The sequence below is a fragment of the Hymenobacter sp. BT188 genome (genome assembly GCF_014333585.1).
Taxonomy (GTDB): Bacteria; Bacteroidota; Bacteroidia; order Cytophagales; family Hymenobacteraceae; genus Hymenobacter.
The window spans coordinates 105,182-131,650 of record NZ_JACSCW010000004.1 but is presented as its reverse complement, the minus strand read 5'-3'; the positions used below and the strand labels follow the sequence as shown (position 1 = coordinate 131,650).

Here is a 26,469-nt window from a genome sequence, read left to right as displayed (position 1 = left end):
ACCAACAGCAAACGCTCCCACGATCTCTGCCCCTATCGCATTAGAAAATGGATTATCTACAGCTAATGCCCGCCGTTTGGCGCCTTCGATTTCCCAAAGACACCGAGACAGATTTCATCCAGCATTATGAAGAAACGAACATAAGAACCATCAAGATATCCCTGGCTTTTGGCTTCGTGCTTTACTCATCATTTGGCATTCTGGATATCTTTTCGGCGCCCAATTCGACGGCTACAGCGTGGTTTTATCGGTTTGGCATTGGCAGCCCCACCTTGCTGCTCATTGTTATCATCACCCACATAAAAGCGCTGCGCTCCTATCTACAACAGATCATCAGCGGCGGGTGCATTGTGGCCGCCATCACCGTTAGTCTGATTATCAAAAAAACGGACCCGAGCGAGCTGGCTCATACCCATTATTACGTGGGCCTTATCATCATTATGATGTTTACGGGGTCGTGGGCGCGGCTGAAGTTCTGGTATGCTTTCGTTTCCAACACTCTGATAATCAGTATATATTTCGTAGTACTGGTAACCGACGGACATTCAATTCACAACAGGCTGCTGATTATCAATAATGGAATGATGCTGCTTTCTGCGCATTTCGTTTCTGCCCTAACGTGCTACTTTTTTGAAGTGAACAGCCGGATTGATTTTCTCCAACGCCGAACTATTGAGGCGGAAAAGAACAAATCGAATGCCCAACGGGAGGAACTGGAGCAGCAGGCCGAGCAGCTGGCCGACGCGCTTAACTCACTGGAAAACACGCAGGCGCAGCTGGTACAACGGGAAAAAATGGCCTCGCTAGGTGAGCTGACGGCCGGTATTGCCCACGAGATTCAGAACCCCTTGAACTTCGTCAACAACTTCGCCGAGGTGAGCACCGAGCTGGCCGCCGAGCTGCAAGCCGAAGCTGCCCAGCCCGAACCCGACCTGCTGACCCTGCGCGAGGCCGCCGAGGATTTGCGGCAAAACCAGGAGCGCATTCAGCAGCACGGGCGCCGGGCGGCCAATATTGTGCGCGATATGCTGGCCCATGCACGCGCCAACAGCGGCGCGCGTGTCCCCACCGACCTGAATGCGCTGGCCGATGAGCATCTGCACCTGGCTTATCACAGCCTCCGCGCCAAAGACCCGCAGTTTAACGCCGCGCTTACCACCCATTTCGACCCGTCTTTGGGCGCTGTTGAGGCAATACCGGAAGCCTTAAGCCGGGTGATGGTGAATTTGTTCAATAATGCTTTCTATGCCCTGCAACAGCGAAAAAAAACGGAGGTCAATGGCTACCGCCCGGAGGTGCAGGTGTACACGCACCGCACCAATGGACACGTAGAAGTGCGCGTGCGCGACAATGGTCCAGGGATTCCGGCCCCCATTCGCGACAAAATCTTCCAGCCATTTTTCACCACCAAGCCCTCCGGCGAAGGCACGGGCCTGGGTCTCTCCCTCAGCTACGACATCATTACCCAAGGCCACGGCGGCACGCTCACGGTGGACAGTCAGGAAGGTGAATTCACCGAGTTTACTATTGAGCTGCCCCAAAGTTCAGCACCGGAAAAAGCCCCCCAGCCGCCGGTATAGCAGAACTGACAGGACGCACCCTTGAAGAAGACCCAACTACCTGATTAGCATATGTATCTGTGGATAAATACGTAGCGATTATTATAACTAATTAAGTATTTTTTAGTATATTAGCGGGCAGTATATACCGATTTGTTCGGTAGCAGAGAGTCATATGGTGGGGGAGCAAGGTATGCCCCTGTGCGTTTTCGGTGCCGGCGCCTGTGCGGTGTCTGGCTTACAAGATTCAGGTCCTTCTTTCGGTGGGTTTTAACACCTTCTAACGTTGGCAATCCTCTGTTCCCATCACTGGCCATTCAGACCACCCCCTCCCGTACGCACAGATTAGAATTGTCAGTAGTTGCACTCGCCCATAATTTTAGGCCTGGTTTGACTACTGCGCTTGCTCCTTTAAAAGAGGGGATACTTCGGAGTTGCCGGAAGTGCTGGCAGCGGCTCTAAAAAGCCCCCCAGGTTGAAGAATGGCATAGGGTTGCTGGTCGCGTTCGTATGCTTCTTCGCTTAGGCGATGCTTTGCTTCTTGCCATGAAAAGGTTTTATGTGCTGCTACTGTGGGGATTAAGTTTGAGCATCCCTATCAGAGCTGTCCAGCTTGATGTCAGGCTCGACAGCTTGCACCGGCTACTATTGGTAGCGCCCCCCGACACCGGGCGTGTGCTGCTGCTAACCCAGCTGGCCTACGAAAACACGCAAAGCAACCCGCTAGCTACTATCTTTTATGGCAAGCAAGCGCTACAGCTGGCCCAGAAGCTTAAGTATCAGCGGGGTGAGACGTGGGCACTGATTCGGTTGGGTGCGGGTTTTCGGGAATCGGGCAACTACCCGGCGGCGCTGCAGGTAGGAATACGGGGCCTGCGGCTAGCCGAAGAGCTGCGCGACCAGGAGCTGATTGGGCGGGCGCTGAATACGCTGGGCTATTTGTATTGGGAGCAGGGCTATAGCCGGCCGGCGCTGGCTTACTTTTTTAAAGCGAAAAGCGTAGCCGAAAAAAGCCGCAACATCAAGCTCCTGACCCGTATTATGGGCAACATCGGCAACGTGTATTACCAGCTAAACCGCCAGGATTCGGCACGCCATTACTCGCAGGTAGGCTACGCGATGGACCTGAGTGAGCACGACCTGATCAGCGAAGTAGGCGACGCGGCCATGCTGGGCAATATCTACGCGAAGTTGGGCAACCCGCAGCTAGCTCGCCACTACTACCGCCGCAGCATTCAGCGGGCGCTCGGCCAGCATATTACGTTTGCCTTGTGCCGGGCGTACCTCGGGCAGGCCCAGCTATTCAGGCAAGAGCGGGGGCCGTGGGCCGATTCAGCCCTTTATTTCGGGCATAAAGCACTGATTGCGGCCCAGAAAGGCAACTACCCAAAAGGAGTCTTGGAAGCCAGCCGTTTTTTGTCGAGCACGTATGCCGCCCGCCGCGACAACGCCCGCGCCTTTCACTACCTGACCTTAGCCAGCACCACCCGCGATAGCCTGTTTAGCCAAACCAAGATGGCGCAGGTACAAGCACTAGAAGTAAGCGAACAACTCCGCCAGCAGGAACGCGCTATTCAGCAGGCCCAAACCGATGAGGAGCACCGTTCACACTGGCTAATTGCCGCCTTGGCCAGCATCATTCCGGTGATGCTGCTGCTATGGCGCACGATCCGGCATAAGCAGCGAGCCAACCTGAAGCTGAATGCTCAGAACGCGGAAATTGCTAACCAGCGCAACAAGCTGAGTACTACCTTATCGCAGCTGAAAGCTACCCAAGCACAGCTGGTGCAGCGGGAGAAAATGGCCTCGCTAGGTGAGCTGACGGCCGGTATTGCCCACGAGATTCAGAACCCCTTGAACTTCGTCAACAACTTCGCCGAGGTGAGCACCGAGCTGGCCGCCGAGCTGCAAGCCGAAGCTGCCCAGCCCGAACCCGACTTGCTGATGCTGCGCAGCGCAGCCGCTGAACTTAAGGAAAATCAGGAAAAGATCTACCAGCACGGGCGCCGGGCGGCCAACATTGTGCGCGATATGCTGGCTCACGCCCGCACCATTAGGGGCGAGCGGGTACTGACCGACCTGAATGCGCTGGCCGATGAGCACCTGCATTTGGTTTATCATAGCTTCCGGGCCAAAGACCCGCAGTTTGTGGTCACCCTTACCACCAGATTGGATCCGGCGCTGGGTCGCGTCCGGGCTATACCCCAAGCCCTTGGCCGAGTATTAGTAAACCTGTTCAACAATGCATTTTATGCCGTGCAGCAGCGCCGCAAGGTGGAAGGCGAAAATTATTGCCCCGAGGTGCAGGTATACACGCACCGCCGCAACCGGCGTGTAGAGGTACACGTGCGCGACAACGGCCTAGGGATTCCGGCCCATATTCGCGACAAGATCTTCCAGCCCTTTTTCACCACCAAGCCCTCCGGCGAAGGCACGGGCCTGGGTCTCTCCCTCAGCTACGACATCATCACCCAGGGCCACGGCGGCTCGCTTAGAGTGATCAGTCAGGAAGGCGAGTTCACAGAATTTATTATTGACTTGCCACAAGGTATAAACTACAAAAAAAGCCCCCCAGACGCAGAAGTAGCTAAGGATTTGGCTGTTAGGAGCTAGCTATTGTTGGTCGTGGGCAGGAAGCAAAAGTGCAGGAGCAATTGGTCACACGTCGTGTTTGCTCAAGCAAAACCGCATTATGGTGCGCAACGTCACGGATATTTGTCCGGAATACGTGCGCAACAAAGTCCTCACCCGCTACTTCAGGCTCAGCTTCACTTACAATCTGCGGCAATTCGGCAAATAAGGTTGGGGAGAGCGAAACTTCCCCCCGCCTGTCATCCTGACGAAGGAAGGACCTTATCGAACCAGAAAGACGATTGTGTCAACGTCTCGTTCTAGCTTGATAAGGTTCTTCCTTCGTCAGGATGACAGGTGGGGGAAGGCAATGTAATTTGGTGTGCCTTCAGTGCCTATAAATGCGGTCATGCAGAGGCGGAGCCGAAGCATCTCGCGTATTTAGTGGGATTAGTAACCTCACTACCGCGAGCGAGATGCTTCGCCGTGCTCTGCATGACTCAAGAGCAAAAAGCTGGAAACGCGCTCTTAAGAAAACACGGCTCGATTTAAACTTAACAGAAGGAAACATGCTATTTTCGTCCGTGCCAAGCCTGACTAATCAGGCCGCAGGACTTGCTGTTTTGCTTCTTTATGAACTTGAAAAGGTACTTCGCGCTCAGCCTAGTGAGTGCTGGCCTATTGGCTGCCCATCCTGCCCTACCCCCTACGCCTGCGCCAGATGTAAACGCTATCAAGACGCAAGCACTAAAGGATATTGAAGGAAAATATGACGACTACCGAAAAGTAGCCCAGCAAATCTGGGGCTTCGCGGAAGTTGGCTACAAGGAAACCAAGAGCTCGGCCCTGCTCCAGAAAACGTTGCGCGAAAATGGCTTTTCGGTGCAGGCTGGTGTAGCCGATATACCGACAGCTTTTGTAGCTACGTATGGTAGTGGCAAGCCGGTTATCGCGATACTAGCCGAGTACGATGCATTGCCAGGTCTTTCGCAGCAGGCCGCGGCGGAGAAAAAGGCGGTACCGGGCCTCGACGCGGGCCATGGCTGTGGGCACAATCTGTTTGGTACGGCCAGCGTGGCCGCCGGCATCGAGCTTAAAAAGCTAATTAAGGAAGGCAAGTTTAAGGGCACCGTAAAGGTATTCGGCTGCCCGGCCGAGGAAGGCGGCAGTGGTAAGGTGTACTTAGTGCGGGCTGGCTTATTCCAGGGCGTAGACGCCGCGGTGCACTGGCACCCGAGCAACTAGAACCGCTCGATGATGGCCAGCTACATTGCCAATAGTTCGGCCAAGTTTCGCTTCCACGGCATTGCCTCACACGCCGCTGCCTCACCCCAGCGCGGACGCAGCGCCCTCGATGGCGTAGAAGCCATGAACAACATGGTGAACATGATGCGCGAGCATGTGCCCCAGGAAACGCGTATTCACTATATCATCACCAACGGCGGCAAAGCACCGAACGTGGTGCCCGAATTTGCCGAAGTGTACTACTATGTGCGCCACCCCAATCGCGACGAGGTGAAAGACGCTTTTGCCCGCGTGGTGAAGGCGGCTGAAGGCGCGGCCCTGGGCACCGGCACCACCATGGACTATGAAATCATTGGCGGCACCCACGAGCTGCTGCTCAACGAAACTCTAGCTCGGGCGCTACAAACTAACCTGGAGCGGGTGGGCGGCGTGAACTACACCCCGCAGGAAGTTGCGATTGGCAAACAGATTCAGGCCTCGTTTGGCTTTCCGGCGCCGCCCATTGAAGAAGCGGCCAAGGTGCAGCCCTTCGCCGTCACCGATGGGGGTGGTAGTTCCGATGTAGGCGACGTAAGCTTCGCGGTACCTACAGTGGGCCTCACGGCCGCTACTTGGATTCCGGGCACGCCGGCTCACAGCTGGCAAGCAGTAGCTTGCAGCGGTCAGGAAATTGGTACCAAAGGAATGGTGGTAGCCGCCAAAACCATGACCCTAACGGCCATCGACCTGTTTACTGACCCAGTCCTGCTTGAAAAAGCCACTGCCGAATTCAAGCAGGACGTGGGCAGCTATGTATATAAGCCTCTGCTCGGCGACCGGAAGCCCGCTCTCAACTACCGTGACTAATTTGTAAGACGCCCTCCTTGCCTGCAACACTGTAGCAGCTCTGACAAAGCTTGCCTTAGCCGATATTGGGGTGATGAGGTTTAATAAAAAACATTAAACAGCCTCCCCTTGGGAGGCTGTTTAATGTTCGGCACCTGTTGTCTTGGGAGCAGTAGTTGCTTTCGCATTCGTGCGTCGGCTCTGGGCCCAGTAGCCTAGGCCGACTGCGGCTAGGAGTGCGGCGCCGCCCGCCACTTTCTGGCCGTTGGTTAGCGCGCTAAGTCCATTCTGCTGTTTTCCTTTTTTACCGGACTTCGCCGACCCACCAAAAAAGGAAGTACTGTTCTTTTGCTTGGCCGCTTTCTTATCCTTTTTCGCGTTCTGTTTCTTGCTCTTTTTCATATCAGTAACAGTTAGGAGTAGGTGCGTACGCCATGGATGTCAGCCAAAGCGAAAATCTGTATTCGCAGCCCCGCGGTGCAAGGTTATGTCGAGCTTCTAGAGTGGGGCGCCGATGCGGGTAAGCGCTTCTGGCTCTTATTAGCCACGCTCCTTTTTACAGGCTTGCTCGTTTTTACAGGCTTGCTCGGCTCCTGATCCGAGTTGGGTGGCAAGGCATCCTGCCCAGAATCGTTGTCCCTGGTCTTGCCTAGCATCAGGGAAGCCAAAAGGCCGTCGGCAGAGGCAAGCCGATCAATTGTCTCCTTATTGGCCAAGTAAGTAAGGGCGGCGGCGAGTAAGCCTACTCCGCCAAATAGTTTCTGGGTGGTGCTCAGCTTACCGATTTCGTTACTTATCCGGCGATACTTCCGGATCGATTCGGCTGCCACGTCCAGCATATCTTTTTCCAGCTTCTTAGCCTTTTTAGAACCTTTCTTTTTGCCTTTACCCATGGTAGTACACGATGGTTAGAGATGACAAGTAGATCCGAGGTAACGCGTGCTTCTTGCCTGCGTGCTTCCTGTGTAGCAGGTTTTCTTCATTCGCAAAGCCGACGCGGAAGGTTGTCTTTTCCTCCACTTCTTTTGCCCATTTGTGGGGGGGCTTTTTATCCTGTTTGAAAGGCTCCCTCCACCCCTGCTGATCTGTTGGTCCAATGAGCCACCAGGAGCAAATTCATCACTGAGCGGGGGGCTTTTTTCAGGCAAGCTGAGTAGTTCGTCACAGCATTTTCCTGTTCGTCACATTTTGTTTTGGGGGCGATTACGGCCGCTTATTCTTGCTCATGATAGGCCCTACCAGCGGGGCCAGGTGTATCAAAAACTACAACTCTATACATCATGAGAACTTCTGACACTACCCGACTTACTTATTCTACCAGCTTACTACAGCGCATCCGGCCGTTTGCCTACAGCCTGCTTCTTGTGCTCGGTATGCCCATGGCGACGAGTTGCGTACGCGGGGCCACTGCGCCCGTAGTGGGCTCACCCCAGAGTCAGACCACGATCAAGCCGATAGATATACCACGCCTGCTCGCCGTGGCTGACTCGGCCGCGCAGGCTCAGATAACGGCTGGTCTCACGCCGGGCATGAGCGTGGGCGTGGCCCAGAATGGCCAGCTGGTGTTGGCCCGAGCCTATGGTAAAGCCAATGTAGAAACGGGCGTCGATGTTGGCTCCATCACTGCCTATAAGGTGGGCTTCATCACCAAGCAATTTACGACTGCCATCGTGATGCGGCTGGTGGAGGCGGGCAAAATGTCGCTCACCGACCCCATCACCAAATACTTGCCTGATTACCCCACGCAGGGCCACCACGTCACTATTCACCACCTGCTAAATCATACCTCGGGCATTAAGGCTTTCCGGGTGATGCACGAGGAAAACCGCCAACGCTTCTGCCTCGACCTCACTTACCCCGAGATGATCGAGATGTTTGCCAAGCAGCCTTTTGAGTTCAAGCCGGGCGAGAACTACGAGTACAACAACTTTGGTTACTACTTGCTGGGCGAGATTATCGGCCGGGTGACGGGCATTCCGTACCAGGATTATCTGGAGCGCGAATTACTGGGGCCGCTGGGCCTGAGCAACACCATGTACTGCGTGCGAGTCGAGCCGCTGGTCTTACCATTCGGGAAGGCTGCTGGGTAGCGACGGAGGCCAAGCGCCAGGAATAAAGTAGCCTCGCCTTCACGCAGCATCCATACTACTAACATCTCGAATTTGACTGAGCGGTGTAGAGACACAACACTTTGCGTCTCTACAAAAAGCCCCCCAGACGCAGAAAACAGAATAGATTGCTATCCTTTTGACCCAGATAATTTACAGCTGAATGTGTGTAGAAAACTTTCATTTCAGAACGTCATGCAGAACACAGTGAAGCATCTCGCGTGCTGACGCTGGATTAGGACTCCCACTACCGCGAGCGAGATGCTTCACTGCGTTCTGCATGACGTTCTTTTTGACTATTACACAATCCTAGTATGCAGAACGCTGCCAAACAATAAATGCCTTTCCCTCAAAACACCACGCCTGCCTAACAGGCCCCTCATATGACACCCACGCTAGAAGAGACGCAGCCTCAGACCCCAGATCTTCCCATGAATGATCTCACGGAGTACATCGATAAGCCAACCACCCTTTCCAAGATTGAGCTTGGGGCCGCTACGATCCTTCTAATTTTCTCGATTCTGCTGCTCGATAGCAGTGATGCGACCGTTGCCCGCCAGTTGTTCGAGGAGGCGGGAATGCCGTTCGGGTACTACGCCAATTTCTTCTATCCACGGGTGCTTGTATTTATTACCGTTTACCTCACGTTTCTGCTGGTCAATTTTGTGGTGGTGCCCCAGCTCCTGCGGCGGGAAGCAGTGGCCCGAAACATTCTGCTGCTAGTAACGGCCTATGTGGTGGCGGGGGTGGTTTTTGGCACCACTGACACCTATGCTGCTACGTATCTTTTCCGTGAGTACCCCACGGAGCAGGACACCTACAATGCGCTGTTTCAGCAAGGATTTGGGGGGGCTTTTCAGTTGCTGGTTTTTCTGGGAATGTACTCATTGTTGAAGTACGTGGTTCTGCGCTTTATCCCGAGGCCACTGACTATCAAGCCAGAGAACCGACCTATTGTGCGCGAAGCGGCGCTGGCGTTCGGCGTGTGGCTGGTGACCGTGTTGCTACTCATGGCGGTGGGAGCCGAAGAGATGATTCTGTATGGGGCGATGCTTGTGCCGCTTACGGCAGCCTTCTATTTCTTCGCCTATTATTACCTCATCCCGCGGTTGGTAACGAAGCAACGGCCGGTGCGATCATACATCCTGTGGGTACTGCTGTGTTTGCTTATCTCATTTGGGCCGGTGATGCTACTGGTTCTGATCTTCTGCAATGATCCGGATGTAGCGGCTGGTTTTTCCTTTTTCAATTCGGGCTTTCAGCTCTTTCTCACGGCTCCACTGACCTGGAATCTCTATAAGCGGCGCGTAAAGAGTAAAGAGCAAATTGGCGTGCTGCAAACCGAGCTCGGCCAGTCCACGGCCAACCTTGATTTCCTGCGCTCCCAGATCAATCCGCACTTTCTGTTCAACAGCCTGAACACGCTCTACGGCACCGCCCTGCAGGAAAACAGCGACCGCACGGCCCAGGGCATTCAGATGCTGGGCGACATGATGCGGTTTATGCTGCACGAAAACCACCAGCGCCAAATTCTGCTCACCCGCGAGGTGGAGTACATGCGCAACTACATCGAGCTTCAATCCTTGCGGACCAGTACCTCGCCCAATATTAGCATCGAAACTACCATTGAAGATGTGGTAGCCGAGCGCTGGATTGCGCCCATGCTGCTGATTCCGTTCGTGGAGAATGCCTTCAAGCACGGCATCAGCCTAAAGCGCAAATCGTGGATACGGGTGACCCTGCACTACGAAGCCGACAAGCTCTACTTTGACGTGTACAACAGCACCCACCCCAAGCAGGAGCTGGACCTGGAAAAAGACCACTCAGGCGTAGGCCTCGAAAACGTGCGCCAGCGCCTAGCCCTCCTCTACCCCGGCAAGCACGAGCTGCAAATCAGGGAAACACCCCAAGAGTTTTTTGTGCACCTTACACTACAGCTAGGCACAGGAGCCCAGCAATAGATAAACAAGGGCTAGAAAACCAGAAAGTTAAAAAGGTGTAAGGCTAGAAAGCTAGTTCCCCTTCTCAGCTGAGGAGGGGAACTAGCTTTCTAGCTCATCCTAGCTTTAGCTTGGCAGTGCACAACCTAGAATAAGCAATAGCATTACAACGTCAGCATGCGAGATGCTTCGGTTCCGGCTCTGCATCTCGCGCTTTTCTCTATCCCCACCCGGCTGAATACCTATGAAGGCAATTGCAATCGACGACGAACCGATGGCGCTGGAGGTGGTGCGCTCCCTGGGGGGCAAAATTCCGTTTCTGGAGCTTAAAGCCTGCTTCACCGATGCCTTTGAGGCTATGGAGTACCTGCAAAAGCAGCCCGTCGATCTGCTGTTTCTGGATATCAAGATGCCCGACATCTCGGGGCTGGAGTTTGTGACCAGTCTGCAGAAAAAGCCCCTGGTCATCTTTACCACAGCCTACTCCGAGCACGCCGTGACGGGCTTCGAGTTGGATGCCGTCGATTATCTGCTCAAGCCTTTCTCGCTGGCCAGGTTCATGAAAGCCTGCAACAAAGCCCACGAGCTGCTCCGCCTCCGCGACCAAACCACCCAGCCCAAAGACCACGTGTTTGTAAAAACGGGCACGGAGCAGGTGCGCGTGTCCTACGCGGATATTCTGTACATGGAGGCGGCCGGCAACTACGTCACGTTTGTGCTGGGGGGCAAACGCTTGCTCTCCCGCATGACCATGACGGAGCTAACCGACCTGCTGCCCACCGATCAGTTTGTGCGGGTGCATCGCTCCTTTGTGGTGGCCAAAGACAAAATAGACAAACTGGAGCGCCACCAGGTAACCGTGCGCGGCCATGCCGTGCCGGTGGGCGCTTCGTATCTGCCGCAGCTACAGGTATAGCCTGTATGGCACCTATTCGAGAGCGTGTATCTTTTCCAAAAACTGACAGATACTGCGCTGATTTCTATCTGGCCTATTTTGCAACTCAGAACCTAACCGGGCTAAGCCATTAAGTAAATGGGGCTTGGTGGCAATACTATGTTGCTAGGTAGGCCTTTATTTAACAAGCTCGCAGCATTGCATTTATAACTATAAAGTGTTAAATTTTACTTATTTCTATCTAATAGAATCTTGTGCTCCCCACTGACGCGCTTCGCCGCGTCGGCTCTTCTCGGAAAATCCTGAGGACTCTCTCGGTAAGCCAACTAGGCTTCGTGTGTGCACTCGTTCGTATTTGCAAGCAGATTAATGTCTGCCTGCAGTACCCTCTCCGCACTTTTGCTATGTGCTACTTTTTTACCCACTGTATATTGCTAATAGGGTGTCTGATGTGCGCGTCTGCTAGCCACGCTCAACCAAGCCGTCTGGCTCCTGCCCCCCTCCCGCTCCACTCGTCTCAGCAGCGAATATTACCCCCCAGCGCACCAGCTTCACCCACCCAGCTTCCTGACCAGTCAACAGTACGCAGCTATGGAGCCCAGCCCCAAGCAGGCCCTGCCTCCGCTAGCCGACAACTACCGTGTGATGCTGAAGGTGTGGCAGCATGGGTATCGCGCTACGACGGACCAATCCATAGCACGGATGAGGGCAGGGACATCGCCGTAGACCTTGCGGGGAACGTGTACATAACGGGCTACACTGTCAACAGTAGTGCTTTTAACGCTGAGGGCATGTTTACTGACATGCTTACCATCAAGCTCGACCGCCGTACAGGGCAGCCCCTATGGGTAGCCCGCTATAATGGGCCCGCCAATAAACTTGATTTGGCTTACGCCATTACGGTAGACCTGGTGGGTAATGTATATGTAGCGGGGGTATCGTCTGACGGGAATGATGAAGATTTGGTCACTATCCGCTACGACCAGCATACAGGTCAAGAGAAGTGGGTAGCCCGCTATAATGGAGCCGGCAACGGCGAAGAAACTGCTACTGATATAGCCGTAGACCTCGTGGGTAATGTTTATGTCACCGGCACTACTACCAACCTAAGCGGCAACTCAGATTATCTTACCCTTAAATATGAGCCACGAAGAGGGCGCCAAGTGTGGGCAGCAGTGTACAATGGTCCCGCTAATGGGCAGGATCGCGCGTGGGCCCTAGCAGTCGACCTGGCGGGTAACGCTTACGTCACGGGAGCCTCGTATAGTGATACTGATGGTGATTTTACCACCATAAAATACGATGGACGTACGGGCCAGTCACGGTGGGTGGCACGCTACAACGGACCTGCCAATGACTATGATGCAGGCTGGGATATAGCGCTGGACTTAGCCGGCAACGCCTACGTGACTGGCTTCTCTCCCCACACGGGCGAAAATATTGCTACCCTTAAGTACGACGGACGCACAGGCCAGCAACTCTGGTTAGCGCGCTACAGTGGGACCGCCAACAGGGCCGGTGCCAGTGGAATTGCCGTTGATCTGGCGGGCAACGCCTACGTCACTGGGTTTTCGTTCAATGGGACTACCTATGAAATTGTTACTTTGAAATATGATGGGCGGACGGGACAGGAACGTTGGGTGGCACGCTACAATTCACTCGAAACTTCCTCCCCTGAGGATATAGCTGTGGATTTTTACGGCAACGTCTATGTGACAGGATCTGGTATGGACCCCCAAACTGGTAACGTTGATTATCTCACCCTACAATACGACCAACAGTCAGGACAACTAGGCTGGCAAGCGCGCTACGATGGGCCGACTGGTGCTGAAGGTGTTCCCGTGGCCATGGCAGTGGATATCCATGGCAATACGTATGTGACAGGCTACTTGCGTGACCCTGGCACTGACTTCGATGTGGCTACCATTAAATACCTCCGTGAGCCAAGCTCCTGCTTGACTGCCACTTCCTCAAACCTGAGTAGCTTGGCTGGGCAAAGCGATGCTGCACCACGGTTACCCGTGAAAGCCTTTCCCAATCCGGCCCGTGACCATACCTCGCTGCAGTTCCAACGTACCTCAGCGGCTCCGGTACAGCTACTGGTTTACAATGCCAGAGGCTCGCTGGTCCAAACCCACGATCTTGGTTTAGCTACTGCCACGGGTGTACAGACAGTGCCGCTGTCCACCACCGATCTGCCCAGCGGAGTCTACCTCTGCCGCCTAGTTCAGGGCAAGACTACCGAGACGATCCGCATTGTCGTGCAAAAGTAGTCTGCCAAGTTATGAGCAGCACTGCCAAAGAGTGCTTGTTCTGTTAAGTTAGTTCAACGACAAGTCGCTGTAGTTGCTTTGGTAGCTTACGTGACTATAAGCTCATCAGCAGCAATCACTACGATTAGTTCTATAAGTAAAAAGCCCCCCAACGTGCGTTGGGGGGCTTTTTCGTTCTCGCTTGTATTAACTTCTACTTCTGCGTAGCCGCCCAAGCGTCCATCGTCTTTTCGGCAATGGCCAGGGGCATGGCGGCATTCTGCAGCAGCTGGTCGTGGAAGGCGCTGAGCTTGAATTTGCCCCCCAGCTGCTTCTCATACTTCTGCCGCAGCTCGATGATTTTCATCTGGCCGATTTTGTAGGATAGCGCCTGCCCCGGATTGCCCATGTAGCGCTCAATCTCGGCCGTGGCCGCCTGCTCATCGATACTGCGGTTCGCCTGCATGTACTTGATGGCCTGCTCGCGGGTCATGTTCTTATTGTGCATGCCCACATCCACTACCAGGCGAATGGCCCGGTGCATCTCCCCGTTCAGCGCACCCATGCGCTGGTAGGGGTCGGTGTAGAGGCCCAACTCCTTGCCCAGGCTTTCGGCGTACAGAGCCCAGCCTTCGCTGAAGACGCTGTAGCTACCGTAGCGACGGAATTTAGGCAGGTTTTCGTTTTCCTGCTGCAGAGCAATCTGGTAGTGATGGCCCGGAATGGCTTCGTGCAGAAATAGATTGTCCATGCCGCGGGTCACGTTATACTTGGTGGCGTCGAGGATGGGTACGTAGAAGATACCGGGGCGCGAGCCGTCAGCCAGGCCGCGGTTGTACTGGGCGCTGGCGGAGGCCGCTCGGAAGGCTTCAGTCTGGCGCACCTCAAAGCCGGTTTTGGGCACCCGCCCAAACATCTTCTTCAGATTGGGATCAATCTTGGCCTGAATGCCGCGGTACACATTGAGCACCTCTTCCGCCGTCTTGAAGGGCATAAACTTAGGATCGGTATTCAGGTAGGTAAAGAAAGCGTTCAGGTCGCCCTTGAAGCCTACTTCCGTCTTGATCTTTTCCATCTCCGCCCGAATGCGCTTCACCTCACTCAGGCCCGTCTGGTAAATCTGGTCCGGGGTCTTGTCGGTGGTCGTCCAGTACTTCACGGCGTAGCGGTACATATCGGCACCGCCGGGCACCGCCGAAATGCCAGTAGTAGTGCGCGCCTTGGGCAAATACTCGTTCTTCAAAAAGTCGTGCAGCTTCTGGTACGTGGGCACCACCTGCTCCTTGATGGCCTGCTGATACGCGGCCATGAGGCGCTGCTGATCAGCGGCAGGTACTCCAGCCGGGAACTTAGCCACGGGCCCATAGAAAATACTCTTGGCAGGGTCTGGCGTGATCATGGCCTGCAGCTGGGGCAGCATTTTTTCTACCAGCGGACGGGGCAGCACTACCCCAGCGCGCATACCCCGGCGGAAGTTGCTGATAGCCGTGTCGGCCCACACGGGGTAGGCGCGCACCCGGCTCAGCCAGTTGTCGTAGTCCTTGGTGGTTTTGAAAGGTTGGTTGCCGGAGCCCGCGCCCAGCTGCGCCAACCCAATCGGCAGGCCGCTCATCTGATTAAAGGGCATCATCCAGGTATTCAGCTTGAGCCCTTCGAGGCGCCTCTGCATCTCATAGAGGAAGATATCGTAGCTCACCCGGTCGTTGTCGGAGAGCTTGCTGCGGTCGAACTTTTGGACCTGGTCGAGGTACTGCTGAAAAAACTGCCGCTGGGCGGCGCGGTAAGCCACAGTGCCATCATTAGGCAGCTGATCGTTGTAGCGGTTATCACCCTGCGAAGTAGCTTCCAGTGGATACAGCTTGGCCCGCTCATCCCAGTACTTCTCAAACAACGTAGCCAGCTCCGGCGAATCGGCAGCTACACTCGCGGCTGCAAGTTTAGTCGCTGGTGTATGGCTGGTCAGAGTGCCCAGCAAAGCCGCCGCCAGCGCCGCTGATAGGAAAAGGTGTTTCATAGGGAAAGGTTGAGGTGGTAAGTAAATATAGCGGGGTGTCAGGTTTGAGCTGGTAGTGTGCGGGAAATGCCTTCGGGGCATTTTTGATTGGAATGGCGAACATATGCTGGAAGGCGCCTCCTTGCTTAAGCACCTTTTCCCCAGGTGGTCATGCAGAGCAACGCGAAGCATCTCGCGTGTTTAGCTGTTTAGCAACCATACATCAGCACGCGAGATGCTTCGCGTTGCTCTGCATGACGTTCTAGTTGGTATAATTGCTTTTTTACTTTTGAAGGAAGTACAGAACACTCAATGTTTTCCCTACTGCTTCTCCGATAACGTTAGCAGTTCCTTCAGATAATGCCACCATAGCGCAGGGTGCGAATGAGTGCCGTGGCCGACGGTTAAGTCGGAGATGGGTAGGAGGATGTAACGCCCCCTGGGGACCTTTTTGATTTCCTGCTCCAGAATTGCCAGCTCAGGGGGATTAACTTGGTCGTCGGCGGAGTTGATGGCGAACAGGGGGGCTTTTATCTTGGCTAGGTGCGGGGCCGGGTCGTAGTCGCGGGAGGCGTCGAACTGGTAGATGAAGTCGTTGGCGTCGAGGGAAGTCAGTAGTTGGTTTCTCCTTTTATCCAGCGCTGCTTCGGCTAGCTCGCGCGTAGGGGCCGCTTTTTGCATTTGAAATGGACTGCTGGTCATAAAGATCAGCGACGAAATGGCCCCCGTCAGGCCCGTGCGAGGCTGAGTGGTGTAGTTGCCACCCTGCCAAGCGGGGTCCATCTGAATCAGGTCGATGGCCATTTTGCGCAGCATGCGGTTGCGGCCCGCTATTTCTACTGGCAAGCTGGCTAAGGGCATCAGGGCATCCATAAAGTCGGGGTAGCGGTAGCCCCACACCCAGGTTTCCATCCCGCCCATGGAGGTGCCCATCACCAGTCGGGCGTGGGCCACGCCCAGGTGCTCGGTGAGCAGGCGGTAGTTGGCCGTTACCATATCGTTGTAGGAGTACTTGGGGAAGCGCATCCACAGGCCGTTGCTGGGCTTGCTGGATTGGCCGTGCCCGATGGCGTCGGGCAGAATAATGTAGTACTTGGCTGCGTCCAGCACTTGGCCCGGCCCAAACAGGTTACCGGCGAACTGCTCGCTCAGAAACTGCTTTCCGGTGCCGGTAGTCCCGTGCATGATGACCACCGCATTCACAACTCGCCCCCGGGCGTCTTTGCGCGGCTGGCCGATGGTGGTGTAGTGCAGCTTCAGCTCCGGCAGCTTCTCCCCACTTTCGAAGGCGTAGTTTTTTAGACTGAAGTCCGCGTCAACGGGCGCCGGGTACTTTATGGCCGTTTGGGCATAGCTGAGCAGGGGCAGCCAAAGCAGCAGAAACAGTAGTTTTCTCATGGTGGGGCAGAAATCGAGAGGCTGCTTTGTAAGCGCCTATGAGAGGAAAGAACAGTGGAGATGGGTAAATATAGCGGCGTTTTGGGTGAGCACGGAGGTGAGCGTTGGCGTAGATGAAACTCCGTAGAAACAAAAAGCCCCCCGTAGGCTAAGCGTACTGGTTTAGGCAAAAAACAGCCTCCACCAGCATGCAGCTAGCGGAGGCCAATACGTATAGTTTTACCCGTTTCTGGGGGGCTTTTTTGTGGAGCAACTTAGTAGTTGCGGCCACAAGGTTTGGGCGGAAGGCTTGGCTACTTAGTTGTTGTTACTACTGCCTTTGTCGCTGGGGGCCGTCATGCCAGTGCCGCTTTCCATGTTGTCGCCGGCAATGCGTTGGTCAAATTTCTCGGAGTTGGCGGCGTGGGGCTTGCTGGCCTGACCCGACAGTCCGCTTCGCACGGAACGGTCTTTATCGGTAGAGCCGGCGTGCTGGGCCTCCCCCGAAGATTGGTTGCTGATTTTGGGATTGGTGTTTGGTCCAGCTTTGGGGTCGTGCTGGCTGCGTTTCCAGATTGCTTAGACATAATCGCAGGCATTAGAGGTGGTAGACAAATGGCTGAATCAGGCATTTTTTTACCGAAGCGAGCCACTAATGGGTACACCTTTGCACAGCCTCAGTTGCGCGATCTTCGGAAAAAATAAAGCAACAGCTTCTTCGCTTACGTTCTGCTGTTCAGTCAGATAAATGCTCGCCGTCGCCTCTTTCAAAGAGTAATCAGCACCTATACCCAGCTTACACTAAATTGTGCAGATCTACATGCTAGAAATAAGGTGCTATAGTATTCGCTAATAGCTAGCCGCAAGCCCAAACGCGCGCCGACTGTAAGTCCGTAAAGGTGCCCATCTCAAAGGACAACTGATGCTCTGCCGTTTTTTGCGCCTGCCCTATTAGCATTTTATTCATCGGATCTATTGCCTCAATGCGGGCAAACCGCTTCACACCTGCGCCGATCAGCTGGGGCAGCACCTGCTGAGCAATCCATTCCAAATCGATGGGGCGAATGGGCCCTAGGAGCCGATCATCGGCTATCCAACCCGATACTTTGTATTGCCGGGCCAGGGTTACGGCTTCCAGCGTAGACTGGCGCAGCTCGGCGCTACTAGCGAAACCTAGCCACTGGGCTTCAATAGCGCGGTTAATTCCTTCGTGTAGGTAGAGCGTTAGGTGAGGCGTATAAGTCAGAAGTTTCATTAGGAGCGGATAAGAAAAGCTACCTACTCAGTAGCTCTATAGCTTCGGTTTTGATAGGCGGCATGTCGGCATAGATGAGCAAGTAGGCGATAAATCGCCATTCTTTACACATGTACCCACATATGTATTACTCTACAACCCGCTTTTCCGCGTTTCGCAAGTACTGCTCATCTATCACTGCTCCCAGGCCCGGCACGTCTGGCACCTCAATCACGCCCTGCGCTAGGTAGCGAATTCCGCCCACGACTGGGTCCTCGGCATACATCAGCGGCGTGTCAAAGTCGCAGTGGCGGATGGCGTCGCTGGTGAGGGCCAGGTGCGCGGCGGCCGTCATGCCCAGGCGCGACTCCATGAAGCCGCCGACTTGCAGGGTCATGCCGGCCGCTGCGCCCAAGTCAACAATCTTTCGGGCCCGGTGCAGCCCCGATGATTTGCCGAGCTTGATATTGAACTGCGGACAGGCGCGCAGCTGAATCAGGCGTGCCGCGTCGTGCTCGTCGCCGCAGCTTTCATCCGCCATAATCGGAATGGGCGACGCGGCCGACACCGTGGCCAGATCCATAAACAAGTGGCGGGCAATAGGCTCTTCGCAATGCGCAATGCGGTAAGGAGCCAGGGCCTGCAAAACGGCAATGGCCGCCTCAGCCGTGTGCCAGCCTTGGTTCGCGTCGATGCTCAGCGGATGATCTGGCCCGATGCCTTCCCGGATGGCCCGGATGCGCGCTACATCGGCCTCCAGGTTTTCCCCCAATTTCACTTTAATAGACGGAAAGCCTTGCTTCTGAAACCGGATAGCATCGGCCTGCATCTTCTCGGCCGGCCCCAGGCTGACGGTCATATCAGTGGTCAGTTTTTTGGTGATTTTGCCCCCCAGAAAAGCGTAAAGCGGCACGCACGCCTGTTGGGCAGCTATATCGTGCAGGGCCATGTCAAATGCACTTTTGATACTACTATTGGCGTAGATAATACGGTTCATAATGGCCACACATCCGGCAATATCCGACGCATCGTGCCCGTATAGCCCATGTGCCAAGTACTGCGCTACGGCAAAGCAGGTATCAACGCTTTCGCCGTTGATGGTCATGTAAGGGCTGCATTCACCGTAGCCTGTGCAGCCATCCGCCGTTTGCAGACGAATCACCACGTTTTGGACCTCGTTGATGGGCCCGAGGGAAATGACGAATGGCTCCTTCAGTGGCAGGAAGAGCTTGAAAATTTCAATGGACTGAATAGTCGTTGGGAGCATGGGGCAAAATAAGCAGCCCGCCCATCATTCCCTATTAGCTGCGAAAAAGCCCCCTGTGTCTCTTGGTTAGCTCCCGAAGCCTGATGTCCTTATCATAATGTCGTAATTTTGCCCCCAGCTCCTTCAGCCACTTCCGTTCTTTATGGAATCTCAATCTTCTCTGCCTGTTTCCTCCCCTGCGCCCATCGCGCCACCGTTACTGAACTGGGCTGGTAACTATCGTTATAGCACCACCCGTTTGGCGCAGGCCGACTCTGTAGAGCAGGTGCAGGAGCTGGTTCAAACCACCGACCAGTTGAAGGTGCTTGGCTCCCGCCATTGCTTCAACGGCATCGCCGATAGTACGCAGCAGTTGCTTTCCCTTGGGGCGGCGGAGACGGATATTTACCTTGATGCGGCCGCTCGCACGGTTACGGTGCCCGCCTCCATCACGTATGGCCGGTTGGCTCCCTACCTGCACAGCCACGGATTTGCCCTGCACAACCTCGCCTCGCTGCCGCATATTTCCGTAGTGGGCGCCTGTGCTACCGCTACCCACGGCTCGGGCATACAGCACGGCAACCTAGCCACGGCCGTTCGGGCGATGGAGTTTGTACTCGCCTCGGGGGAAGTGCGGGTGCTGTCGCAGGAAAATGACGGCGACGAGTTTCAGGGCGCGGTTGTGCATTTAGGGGCGCTGGGGGTCATAACCAAGCTTTCGCTCGCCATCGAGCCCACCTTCCAGCTTTGCCAGGACGTGTACGAAAACTTGCCTCTCGACCAAGTCTGTGAGCACTTTGCCGCCATTCAGGCCAGCGCTTATAGCGTGAGCTTATTCACCGATTGGCAGGATCAGCGCATTACGCAGGTCTGGCTGAAACAGCGCCTTACGCCCGGCGCGCAGCTTCAGCAGGCTCCACCAGACTTTTTTGGGGCCCCACGCGCCACGCAGAATCTGCATCCGCTGGCCGGCCTCTCGCCCATAAACTGCACGGAGCAAATGGGTGTGCCGGGCCCCTGGCATGATCGTCTGCCGCACTTCCGGCTGGGCTTCACACCCAGCTCAGGCGAGGAGCTGCAATCAGAATATTTTGTACCCTTACGCCACGCCGAGGAAGCTATTCGGGCCGTGGCAGGCCTGCACAAATACTTGCGCCCGTGCCTGCAGGTTTCGGAGATGCGGACTGTCGCAGCCGATGCGCTATGGCTGAGCCCATGCTATCAGCAAAACTCGCTGGCTATCCATTTCACCTGGAAGCCTGATGAAGCTGCCGTTAGCCAGGTGCTACCGTTGCTGGAACGTGCACTCTCGCCTTTCGGGGTACGCCCGCACTGGGGCAAGCTGTTTATCCTGTCGGCGGCACACCTGCAAAGTCAGTATGAGAAACTGCCCGCGTTTCAGGCTTTGATGGCGCAGTATGATCCGAAAGGCAAGTTTCGCAATGCCTTCGTGAATACTTATCTAGCTAACTCCCTTTAGAAAAAGGGCTGAATCGGGTTTAAAAGGCGAAAATTCAAAAAAAATAATATATAATTCCGGAATTAGCGAAGTGTTCCACTATTCTTGATATAGCTATTCTTATCTATACTTTATCAAGTTCTATATGTTTGCACGGTTAATTATTCTATTCGTTGCCCAACCCTACCACTGTGCCGAAAAGCCGCCGCAACCGGGTGACCCTGGCGCATCTGAAGACGTACACGTCACCTGAGTAGGCCCAAAGCAGTTTTCAAGCGCACGGAATATTTTTTCCGCTGCTACTTTTCATCCCTAAGTCTGAATGCGCCGTCACAGAAGAGCCCGTGAAACATGTGTTTCACGGGCTCTTCTGTGACGGCGCATTTACAATATCAGGACAGTACGGGACGGTTCCCGGCGAAGTGTCAGGCACATTAGCTTACGGAGGTCAAGTACCGGGGTCGGCATCCATTAAACGTATCACCCGATTCAGCCTCAAGAAAGACCAGTGAGCAGCAGCTGGGGCAAAATCTTAACTCTTTGCTGCTCTTGCAACTCGCCTAACCATCGTGTCACCTGATGAGAAAGTACTTCTCCTGGCTCATTTGCTGGCTGCTTCTGTCCCTCTCCTACCCGATGGGCGCCCAGCCCACGCCTACCGCGCCGCTGGTGCTGGCCGGAAGCTATAGCGCTGAGGGGTTTGCGCTAGTGCATGAAAAGCTGGCCGCGCCACTTTATCTCGACAATCAGGATGCTGAGGTTGTCCGCGTGGCCGCCGATGCTCTGGCCCGCGACATTGCCAATATCACCAGTATTACTCCGGCGCTGCGGGGGGTTAATGAGCCGCTGGGGGGCTTTTCTGTACTCATTGGCACAGTGGGGCAGTCGAAGCTGATTGATCAGTTGGCAGCGGGAGGGGTGAAGCAGGTAGCGGGCCTCAAAGGAAAGTGGGAGGCGTTCAGTATAAGCGTCGTTGACAAGCCGTTTGGGCAGGCGGGCAAAGCCTTGGTTATCGCGGGCAGCGACCGGCGCGGCACCGCGTTCGGTGTGTTTGAGTTGTCGCGGCGGCTGGGCGTGTCGCCGTGGTACTGGTGGGCCGATGTAACGCCCCATCACCAGGATAATTTGTACCTGACGGCCGGCAGCTTCCTCAGCGCGTCGCCCACGGTGAAGTATCGCGGCATCTTCCTCAACGACGAAGATTGGGGCCTACAACCCTGGGCCGCTCAAAACCTGGACAAGGATATTAAAGACATTGGGCCCAACACGTATGCCCGCATTTTCGAGCTGCTTTTGCGCCTGAAGGCCAACCTCATCTGGCCCGCCATGCACCCCAGCACGCGCGCTTTTTTCTCGTACCCCAGCAACCCGAAGATGGCCGACCGCTACGCCATTCTGGTGGGCACTTCCCATGCCGAGCCCATGCTGCGCAACAACGTAGACGAGTGGAAGGAGCCCAACATGGGACCGTTTGACTATTTCCGCAACAAGCCCGCCGTGTACAAGTATTGGGAGCAGCGGGTGAAGCAAGCAGCCGACATGGAGGTGATGTATTCACTGGGAATGCGCGGCGTGCACGACAGCGGCATGGAAGGCGCCAAAAATCCTAAACAAGCCGCCCAGATGTTGCACAGCATCATTGCTGATCAGCGCGAAATCCTGCGGCGCCATGTGGCCCCTGACGTGCCGACTGTGCCACAGGTATTCACGGCCTACAAGGAAGTGCTTGATATTTACGACGAAGGCCTGAAGCTGCCCGACGACGTGACGCTGGTGTGGCCCGATGATAACTACGGCTACATCAGCCGCCTCAGCAACGCTGAAGAGCAGACGCGCGGGGGCGGCTCGGGCGTGTACTACCACGCCTCGTACTGGGGCCGCCCCCACGATTATCTGTGGCTGAGTTCTACGCACCCGGCCCTGATTCGGGAGGAGATGATGAAGGCCCACGAGCTGAAAACTGATCGGCTGTGGGTGCTGAACGTGGGCGACATCAAGCCCTTGGAATACAACATCCAGCTGTTTCTGGACATGGCTTATGATGCCCGACCTTTCCAGCAAAGTCGGTATGTACCCACTCATTTGAAGGCGTGGGCCAGCAGTATTTTCGGCGACAAATTCGGACCCGAAGTTCAGTCCATCCTCTGGGAATATTATGACTTGGCCTTTGAGCGCCGCCCAGAATTTATGGGCTGGAGCCAGACGGAGCCCACCACACCAACTCAGCGCACCGCCTACAATCATTTTGGCTACGGCGACGAAGCCCAGCGCCGCCTCGACCGCTATGCCGCGTTGCGGCAGCGCGTCCAGCAGCTGCGCGCCCAGATGGAGCCGGCGCGGGCTGATGCCTTTTTTGAGCTGGTGTACTACCCGGTCGTGGGCGCGGCCCTCATGAATCAGAAGTTTCTGTATCAGGACAAGAGCTACTGGTACGCCCTGCAGCACCGCGCTAGTGCCACCGACTATGCCCTGTGGGCCCAACAGGCGTACGCGAGCATTGAGCTAGAAACGGAGTATTACAACAACCAACTGGCGGGGAGCAAATGGCGCGGTATGATGTCGATGAAGCCGCGCAACTTACCCGTTTACCAAGCGCCAATTTTACCGAATCTCTCCATTGACACCACCCTAATCTGGGGCGTTGCGCCGGAAGGATTTGCCCCCCACGACTCCGCGCAAGCAGCCACGTCAGCATCTTCCCTGTCGTTGCCAACCTTCTATCCGTGGGGGTCGCCGAGCTACTTTATTGATGTATTTCTGAGTCGGAAGCGGGCGGTTACCTGGAAGGCAAAGTCGTCGGTAAAGTGGCTGACGCTGTCTGCCCAAAAAGGTACGCTCACCTCGGCTGGGGGGCAAAAACAACAGCGGCTTCAGGTGCACGTTGACTGGCGCAAAGTGCCTAAGCAGGGTGCACCAACGGGTTTCCTGACATTTACCGGAGCCGGCAAAACCTTCCGCGTAGTCGTGCGGGCCGCCGTAGCCGAGAGCAAATTAGCAGCTGACTACCAAGGGTTTATTGAAATCAATGGTTGCGTCTCGATGCTGGCTACGCATTACAGTCGCAAAGCAGATAAAGCTGCCAGCCGCTGGGCATTGGTGGAGGGTCTCGGCCACGCCGGTCAGTCCCTGCAGGCTCAGCCCTTGCAAGCAGAGCCACTCGCAGATACGGCCAACATACGGACCCAAGCCCCGGCCGTCGAGTACGATTTCTACACCTTCTCGCGGGCGGCCCCAATCGTCACCGTATATACCCTGCCCACTCACCCCACTACCCGCAGCACCAGTATGCGCTATGGGGTAGCTCTGGACAATGGCCCGATAGAAATTGTCGATTTCAAAACCGTGGGCCGGTCGGAGGAGTGGAAGCAGAATGTGCTGCGCAACCGCGCGCAACGGCAAACGAAAGGACCGCTGCTGAGCCCCGGCCGGCATACGCTCACCATCTACCTGCTTGATCCGGGCGTGGTGCTCGACCACCTCACCATCGATCTGGGCGGCCTGCAACCCGCTTACAGCCTCATTCCGGAAACCTGGAAAGCGTCGGGCCTTCCCTCCCCGACCTCCCCGACCCGAAAAGTTTCGGCTCGTCCGCTTGTGCGCCCCACCCGCGCCAATGAGCAAGCTCTGGGGGGCAAAAGTTCGTTGCCCTAGCTTTAGCCAATTGATTAAATCGCCATTTATCACAACCTGAACCTGTATTCTTCTCCATTCAAAGCCCACTCCATGACTACTGCCCGCAAGAGTCTGTTCGCTGTTGGTCTGATTACGTCGCTGTTCTTTCTGTGGGGCTTTGCTCTTCATCTGAACCCCATTCTAATTCCGCACCTCAAGAAAGCCTGCCAGCTCACGGATGCCCAGTCGGCCCTGATTGATTCGGCGTCTTACATCGCGTATTTTCTGCTGGCCATTCCTGCCGGGCAGTTTATGAAACGCTTTGGTTACAAGGGTGGTATCCTGCTGGGACTGCTGCTGTTTGCCGGGGGGGCTTTTCTGTTTTATCCCGCGGCGGCGGCCCGCTCCTACCCCTTTTTCCTGGTGGCTCTGTTTGTAATTGCCTGCGGACTAACGTTCCTGGAAACGGCCGCCAACCCGTATATCACCGTGCTCGGCGACGAGGAAAGCGCCACCCAGCGCCTCAACTTCGCGCAGTCGTTTAACGGCCTGGCGGCTACGCTGGCGCCTTTTCTGGGGGGCATGTTCATCTTATCGGGCAACACGCTTTCCGCCGCGGAAGAAGCCAGTATGTCGGGCGGGCAGCTGGATGCCTACCTGAATGCCGAAGCGGCCACGGTGCAGGTGCCCTACCTGCTCATCGGCGGCGTAGTGCTGCTGGTGGCCCTGCTCCTCTACTTCACCCGCCTGCCCGACATCGTGGAGGAAGACCGCGGAGCAGAAGCCAGCCACCCCCTGCTGCGGGAGAAAAACTTACTCCTGGGGGTATTGGCGCAATTTTTCTACATCGGCGCGCAGGTGTGCGTGAGCAGCTTTTTCATCCGGTTTTCCCAGCAGGTGGCTGGTATCGGGGAGAAGGCGGCGGCTCAGTATTTGGCGGCGGCGCTGCTGGGCTTTATGATCGGGCGCTTTATGGGCACCTTTCTGATGCGCTATATTCCGGCGCCGCGCCTGCTGGCGGTGTATAGTTTGCTCAACTTTTTCCTGGTGTTGCTGGCCGTCATTCTGCCGGGCAAATTCTCGGTGTACGCTCTTATGGGAGTTGAATTTTTCATGTCGATCATGTTCCCTACTATTTTCTCGCTGAGCATTCGCGGCCTGGGGGGCAAAACCAAGGAAGGCTCCTCGCTGGTGATCATGGCCATCGTAGGCGGCGCAGTATTCCCCGTGCTCATGGGTCGGGTGTCGGATATGAGCACCATTCAGACGGCTTATCTGGTGCCCGCCTTTTGCTTTCTGGTGGTCTTTTATTTTGCGCTCAAAAATGCGCGCGTCAAGCACGTACAGCTCGTTACAGCCCATTAATCTATGTTCGATTTAACCGGAAAACATGCCGTCGTTACGGGCGGTGGCAGCGGTATTGGCCAAGCCATTTCGCTGCTGTTTGCGCGCCAAGGGGCCGAAGTGCACATCCTCGACCGCGACGAAGCAGCCGGCCAACAAACGACTCAGCAAATACAAGCCAGCGGCGGCCAAGCCCACGCTTACGGGGCCAATGTCAGTCAGCAGGCGCAGATTGTTGACATTTTCCAGCGCATCGGCCGCGTCGATATTCTGGTTAATAATGCCGGCATTGCGCACGTGGGCAACGTGGGAAATACCTCCGAAACGGATTTTGACCGCGTGTACCAGGTAAACGTGAAGGGCGCTTACAACTGCCTGTTTGCCGCCGTGCCCCTGATGAAAGCGCAAGGTGGAGGTGTCATCGTGAACATGGCGTCCATTGCCGCCCACGTAGGCCTCACTGACCGCTTTGCGTATTCCATGAGCAAGGGGGCCATTTTTGCCATGACGCTTTCCGTAGCCCGCGACTACCTTTCCAGCAATATCCGCTGCAACAGTATCTCGCCCGCCCGAGTGCACACGCCCTTCGTCGATGGCTTCATTGCCCAAAACTACGCTGGCCAAGAGGCGGAGATATTCGCTAAACTTTCGCAAAGCCAGCCCATTGGCCGCATGGGCGAGCCCGCCGAAGTGGCCGCCTTGGCTTTGTACCTATGCTCAACGGAAGCCGGTTTCATCACCGGCTGCGACTACCCCATCGACGGCGGTTTTATCACGTTAAATAGTTAATTACCAAGCTTAAAACAGCC

20 protein-coding genes are annotated in these 26,469 nt (G+C 55.5%); 13 read left to right on the top strand and 7 right to left on the bottom strand.

The annotated features are described in order from the left end of the window. The first annotated feature begins 47 nt into the window (after positions 1 to 47). The 5 genes from H8B13_RS12185 (at position 48) to H8B13_RS21565 (ending at position 6,221) form a co-directional block, all read left to right on the top strand. A complete protein-coding gene (locus H8B13_RS12185; RefSeq protein WP_187311092.1) occupies positions 48 to 1,580 on the top strand; it encodes a sensor histidine kinase in 1,533 nt (510 codons plus the stop codon). A gap of 525 nt (positions 1,581 to 2,105) precedes the next feature. Continuing rightward, entirely contained in the window at positions 2,106 to 4,172 is a 2,067-nt protein-coding gene (locus tag H8B13_RS12180) for an ATP-binding protein (protein WP_187311091.1), read from the top strand. Positions 4,173 to 4,230: 58 nt separating this feature from the next. Next, positions 4,231 to 4,359, top strand: coding sequence for a hypothetical protein (locus H8B13_RS21235; RefSeq protein ID WP_261990349.1), 129 nt, complete (start codon positions 4,231 to 4,233; stop codon positions 4,357 to 4,359). A 404-nt stretch (positions 4,360 to 4,763) separates the two neighbouring features. After that, positions 4,764 to 5,375: a M20/M25/M40 family metallo-hydrolase gene (locus H8B13_RS21570; RefSeq protein WP_315985134.1), complete on the top strand. Its 612-nt coding sequence runs from the start codon at positions 4,764 to 4,766 to the stop codon at positions 5,373 to 5,375. A gap of 9 nt (positions 5,376 to 5,384) precedes the next feature. Further along, entirely contained in the window at positions 5,385 to 6,221 is an 837-nt protein-coding gene (locus H8B13_RS21565) for a peptidase dimerization domain-containing protein (RefSeq protein ID WP_315985133.1), read from the top strand. Between the two features lie 120 nt (positions 6,222 to 6,341). Here the strand turns inward: H8B13_RS21565 and H8B13_RS12170 are convergent, their stop codons facing one another. Further along, complete coding sequence (locus H8B13_RS12170; RefSeq protein WP_187311090.1) at positions 6,342 to 6,602, bottom strand: hypothetical protein; 261 nt, start codon at positions 6,600 to 6,602, stop codon at positions 6,342 to 6,344. 83 nt (positions 6,603 to 6,685) lie between these two features. Further along, the gene (locus H8B13_RS12165) at positions 6,686 to 7,093 is read right to left on the bottom strand and encodes a hypothetical protein (RefSeq protein ID WP_187311089.1); all 408 of its coding nucleotides are present in this window, start codon (positions 7,091 to 7,093) and stop codon (positions 6,686 to 6,688) included. Positions 7,094 to 7,480: 387 nt separating this feature from the next. Here H8B13_RS12165 and H8B13_RS12160 point away from each other — a divergent pair, with 387 nt between their 5' ends. From H8B13_RS12160 to H8B13_RS12145, 4 genes are all read left to right on the top strand, one after another. Further along, positions 7,481 to 8,290, top strand: coding sequence for a serine hydrolase domain-containing protein (locus tag H8B13_RS12160; protein WP_187311088.1), 810 nt, complete (start codon positions 7,481 to 7,483; stop codon positions 8,288 to 8,290). Between the two features lie 449 nt (positions 8,291 to 8,739). Beyond that, positions 8,740 to 10,269, top strand: a complete 1,530-nt coding sequence (locus tag H8B13_RS12155) for a sensor histidine kinase (protein ID WP_187311087.1) — start codon at positions 8,740 to 8,742, stop codon at positions 10,267 to 10,269. A 223-nt stretch (positions 10,270 to 10,492) separates the two neighbouring features. Beyond that, on the top strand, positions 10,493 to 11,164 hold the full coding sequence (locus H8B13_RS12150) for a LytR/AlgR family response regulator transcription factor (RefSeq protein ID WP_187311086.1): 672 nt from the start codon (positions 10,493 to 10,495) through the stop codon (positions 11,162 to 11,164). 635 nt (positions 11,165 to 11,799) lie between these two features. After that, positions 11,800 to 13,416, top strand: coding sequence for an SBBP repeat-containing protein (locus H8B13_RS12145; protein ID WP_187311085.1), 1,617 nt, complete (start codon positions 11,800 to 11,802; stop codon positions 13,414 to 13,416). 193 nt (positions 13,417 to 13,609) lie between these two features. Here the strand turns inward: H8B13_RS12145 and H8B13_RS12140 are convergent, their stop codons facing one another. The 5 genes from H8B13_RS12140 to H8B13_RS12120 all read right to left on the bottom strand — a co-directional run bounded on the left by H8B13_RS12140 (position 13,610) and on the right by H8B13_RS12120 (position 19,266). Further along, positions 13,610 to 15,409, bottom strand: a complete 1,800-nt coding sequence (locus H8B13_RS12140) for a DUF885 domain-containing protein (RefSeq protein ID WP_187311084.1) — start codon at positions 15,407 to 15,409, stop codon at positions 13,610 to 13,612. 300 nt (positions 15,410 to 15,709) lie between these two features. Then, a complete protein-coding gene (locus H8B13_RS12135) occupies positions 15,710 to 16,786 on the bottom strand; it encodes an alpha/beta fold hydrolase (protein WP_187311083.1) in 1,077 nt (358 codons plus the stop codon). A gap of 297 nt (positions 16,787 to 17,083) precedes the next feature. Beyond that, entirely contained in the window at positions 17,084 to 17,227 is a 144-nt protein-coding gene (locus H8B13_RS12130) for a hypothetical protein (protein WP_187311082.1), read from the bottom strand. A gap of 394 nt (positions 17,228 to 17,621) precedes the next feature. Then, on the bottom strand, positions 17,622 to 18,020 hold the full coding sequence (locus H8B13_RS12125) for a hypothetical protein (RefSeq protein ID WP_187311081.1): 399 nt from the start codon (positions 18,018 to 18,020) through the stop codon (positions 17,622 to 17,624). Between the two features lie 127 nt (positions 18,021 to 18,147). After that, entirely contained in the window at positions 18,148 to 19,266 is a 1,119-nt protein-coding gene (locus H8B13_RS12120) for a mandelate racemase/muconate lactonizing enzyme family protein (protein ID WP_187311080.1), read from the bottom strand. A gap of 142 nt (positions 19,267 to 19,408) precedes the next feature. On the opposite strand from H8B13_RS12120, the gene H8B13_RS12115 reads away from it, so the two are divergent. The 4 genes from H8B13_RS12115 to H8B13_RS12100 all read left to right on the top strand — a co-directional run bounded on the left by H8B13_RS12115 (position 19,409) and on the right by H8B13_RS12100 (position 26,449). Further along, on the top strand, positions 19,409 to 20,725 hold the full coding sequence (locus tag H8B13_RS12115; RefSeq protein WP_187311079.1) for a D-arabinono-1,4-lactone oxidase: 1,317 nt from the start codon (positions 19,409 to 19,411) through the stop codon (positions 20,723 to 20,725). Between the two features lie 558 nt (positions 20,726 to 21,283). Continuing rightward, positions 21,284 to 24,355 carry a glycosyl hydrolase 115 family protein gene (locus H8B13_RS12110; protein WP_187311078.1) on the top strand — a complete coding sequence of 1,024 codons (3,072 nt, stop codon included), beginning with the start codon at positions 21,284 to 21,286 and terminating at the stop codon, positions 24,353 to 24,355. A 72-nt stretch (positions 24,356 to 24,427) separates the two neighbouring features. Continuing rightward, positions 24,428 to 25,681 carry an L-fucose:H+ symporter permease gene (fucP, locus tag H8B13_RS12105; RefSeq protein WP_187311077.1) on the top strand — a complete coding sequence of 418 codons (1,254 nt, stop codon included), beginning with the start codon at positions 24,428 to 24,430 and terminating at the stop codon, positions 25,679 to 25,681. 3 nt (positions 25,682 to 25,684) lie between these two features. Further along, positions 25,685 to 26,449, top strand: a complete 765-nt coding sequence (locus H8B13_RS12100; RefSeq protein WP_187311076.1) for an SDR family NAD(P)-dependent oxidoreductase — start codon at positions 25,685 to 25,687, stop codon at positions 26,447 to 26,449. Positions 26,450 to 26,469 lie beyond the last annotated feature (20 nt).

Excerpts from the sequence above, each read along its gene's own strand:
- H8B13_RS12150 (WP_187311086.1), top strand. The coding sequence starts at position 10,493 with ATGAAGGCAATTGCAATCGACGACGAACCGATGGCGCTGGAGGTGGTG.
- H8B13_RS12180 (WP_187311091.1), top strand. The coding sequence starts at position 2,106 with ATGAAAAGGTTTTATGTGCTGCTACTGTGGGGATTAAGTTTGAGCATC.
- H8B13_RS12155 (WP_187311087.1), top strand. The coding sequence starts at position 8,740 with ATGAATGATCTCACGGAGTACATCGATAAGCCAACCACCCTTTCCAAG.
- H8B13_RS12140 (WP_187311084.1), bottom strand. The coding sequence starts at position 15,409 with ATGAAACACCTTTTCCTATCAGCGGCGCTGGCGGCGGCTTTGCTGGGC.
- H8B13_RS12115 (WP_187311079.1), top strand. The coding sequence starts at position 19,409 with ATGGAATCTCAATCTTCTCTGCCTGTTTCCTCCCCTGCGCCCATCGCG.
- H8B13_RS12120 (WP_187311080.1), bottom strand. The coding sequence starts at position 19,266 with ATGCTCCCAACGACTATTCAGTCCATTGAAATTTTCAAGCTCTTCCTG.
- H8B13_RS12170 (WP_187311090.1), bottom strand. The coding sequence starts at position 6,602 with ATGAAAAAGAGCAAGAAACAGAACGCGAAAAAGGATAAGAAAGCGGCC.
- H8B13_RS21565 (WP_315985133.1), top strand. The coding sequence starts at position 5,385 with ATGATGGCCAGCTACATTGCCAATAGTTCGGCCAAGTTTCGCTTCCAC.
- H8B13_RS12185 (WP_187311092.1), top strand. The coding sequence starts at position 48 with ATGGATTATCTACAGCTAATGCCCGCCGTTTGGCGCCTTCGATTTCCC.
- H8B13_RS12125 (WP_187311081.1), bottom strand. The coding sequence starts at position 18,020 with ATGAAACTTCTGACTTATACGCCTCACCTAACGCTCTACCTACACGAA.
- H8B13_RS12100 (WP_187311076.1), top strand. The coding sequence starts at position 25,685 with ATGTTCGATTTAACCGGAAAACATGCCGTCGTTACGGGCGGTGGCAGC.
- H8B13_RS12135 (WP_187311083.1), bottom strand. The coding sequence starts at position 16,786 with ATGAGAAAACTACTGTTTCTGCTGCTTTGGCTGCCCCTGCTCAGCTAT.
- H8B13_RS12165 (WP_187311089.1), bottom strand. The coding sequence starts at position 7,093 with ATGGGTAAAGGCAAAAAGAAAGGTTCTAAAAAGGCTAAGAAGCTGGAA.
- H8B13_RS12110 (WP_187311078.1), top strand. The coding sequence starts at position 21,284 with ATGAGAAAGTACTTCTCCTGGCTCATTTGCTGGCTGCTTCTGTCCCTC.
- H8B13_RS21570 (WP_315985134.1), top strand. The coding sequence starts at position 4,764 with ATGAACTTGAAAAGGTACTTCGCGCTCAGCCTAGTGAGTGCTGGCCTA.
- fucP (WP_187311077.1), top strand. The coding sequence starts at position 24,428 with ATGACTACTGCCCGCAAGAGTCTGTTCGCTGTTGGTCTGATTACGTCG.
- H8B13_RS12160 (WP_187311088.1), top strand. The coding sequence starts at position 7,481 with ATGAGAACTTCTGACACTACCCGACTTACTTATTCTACCAGCTTACTA.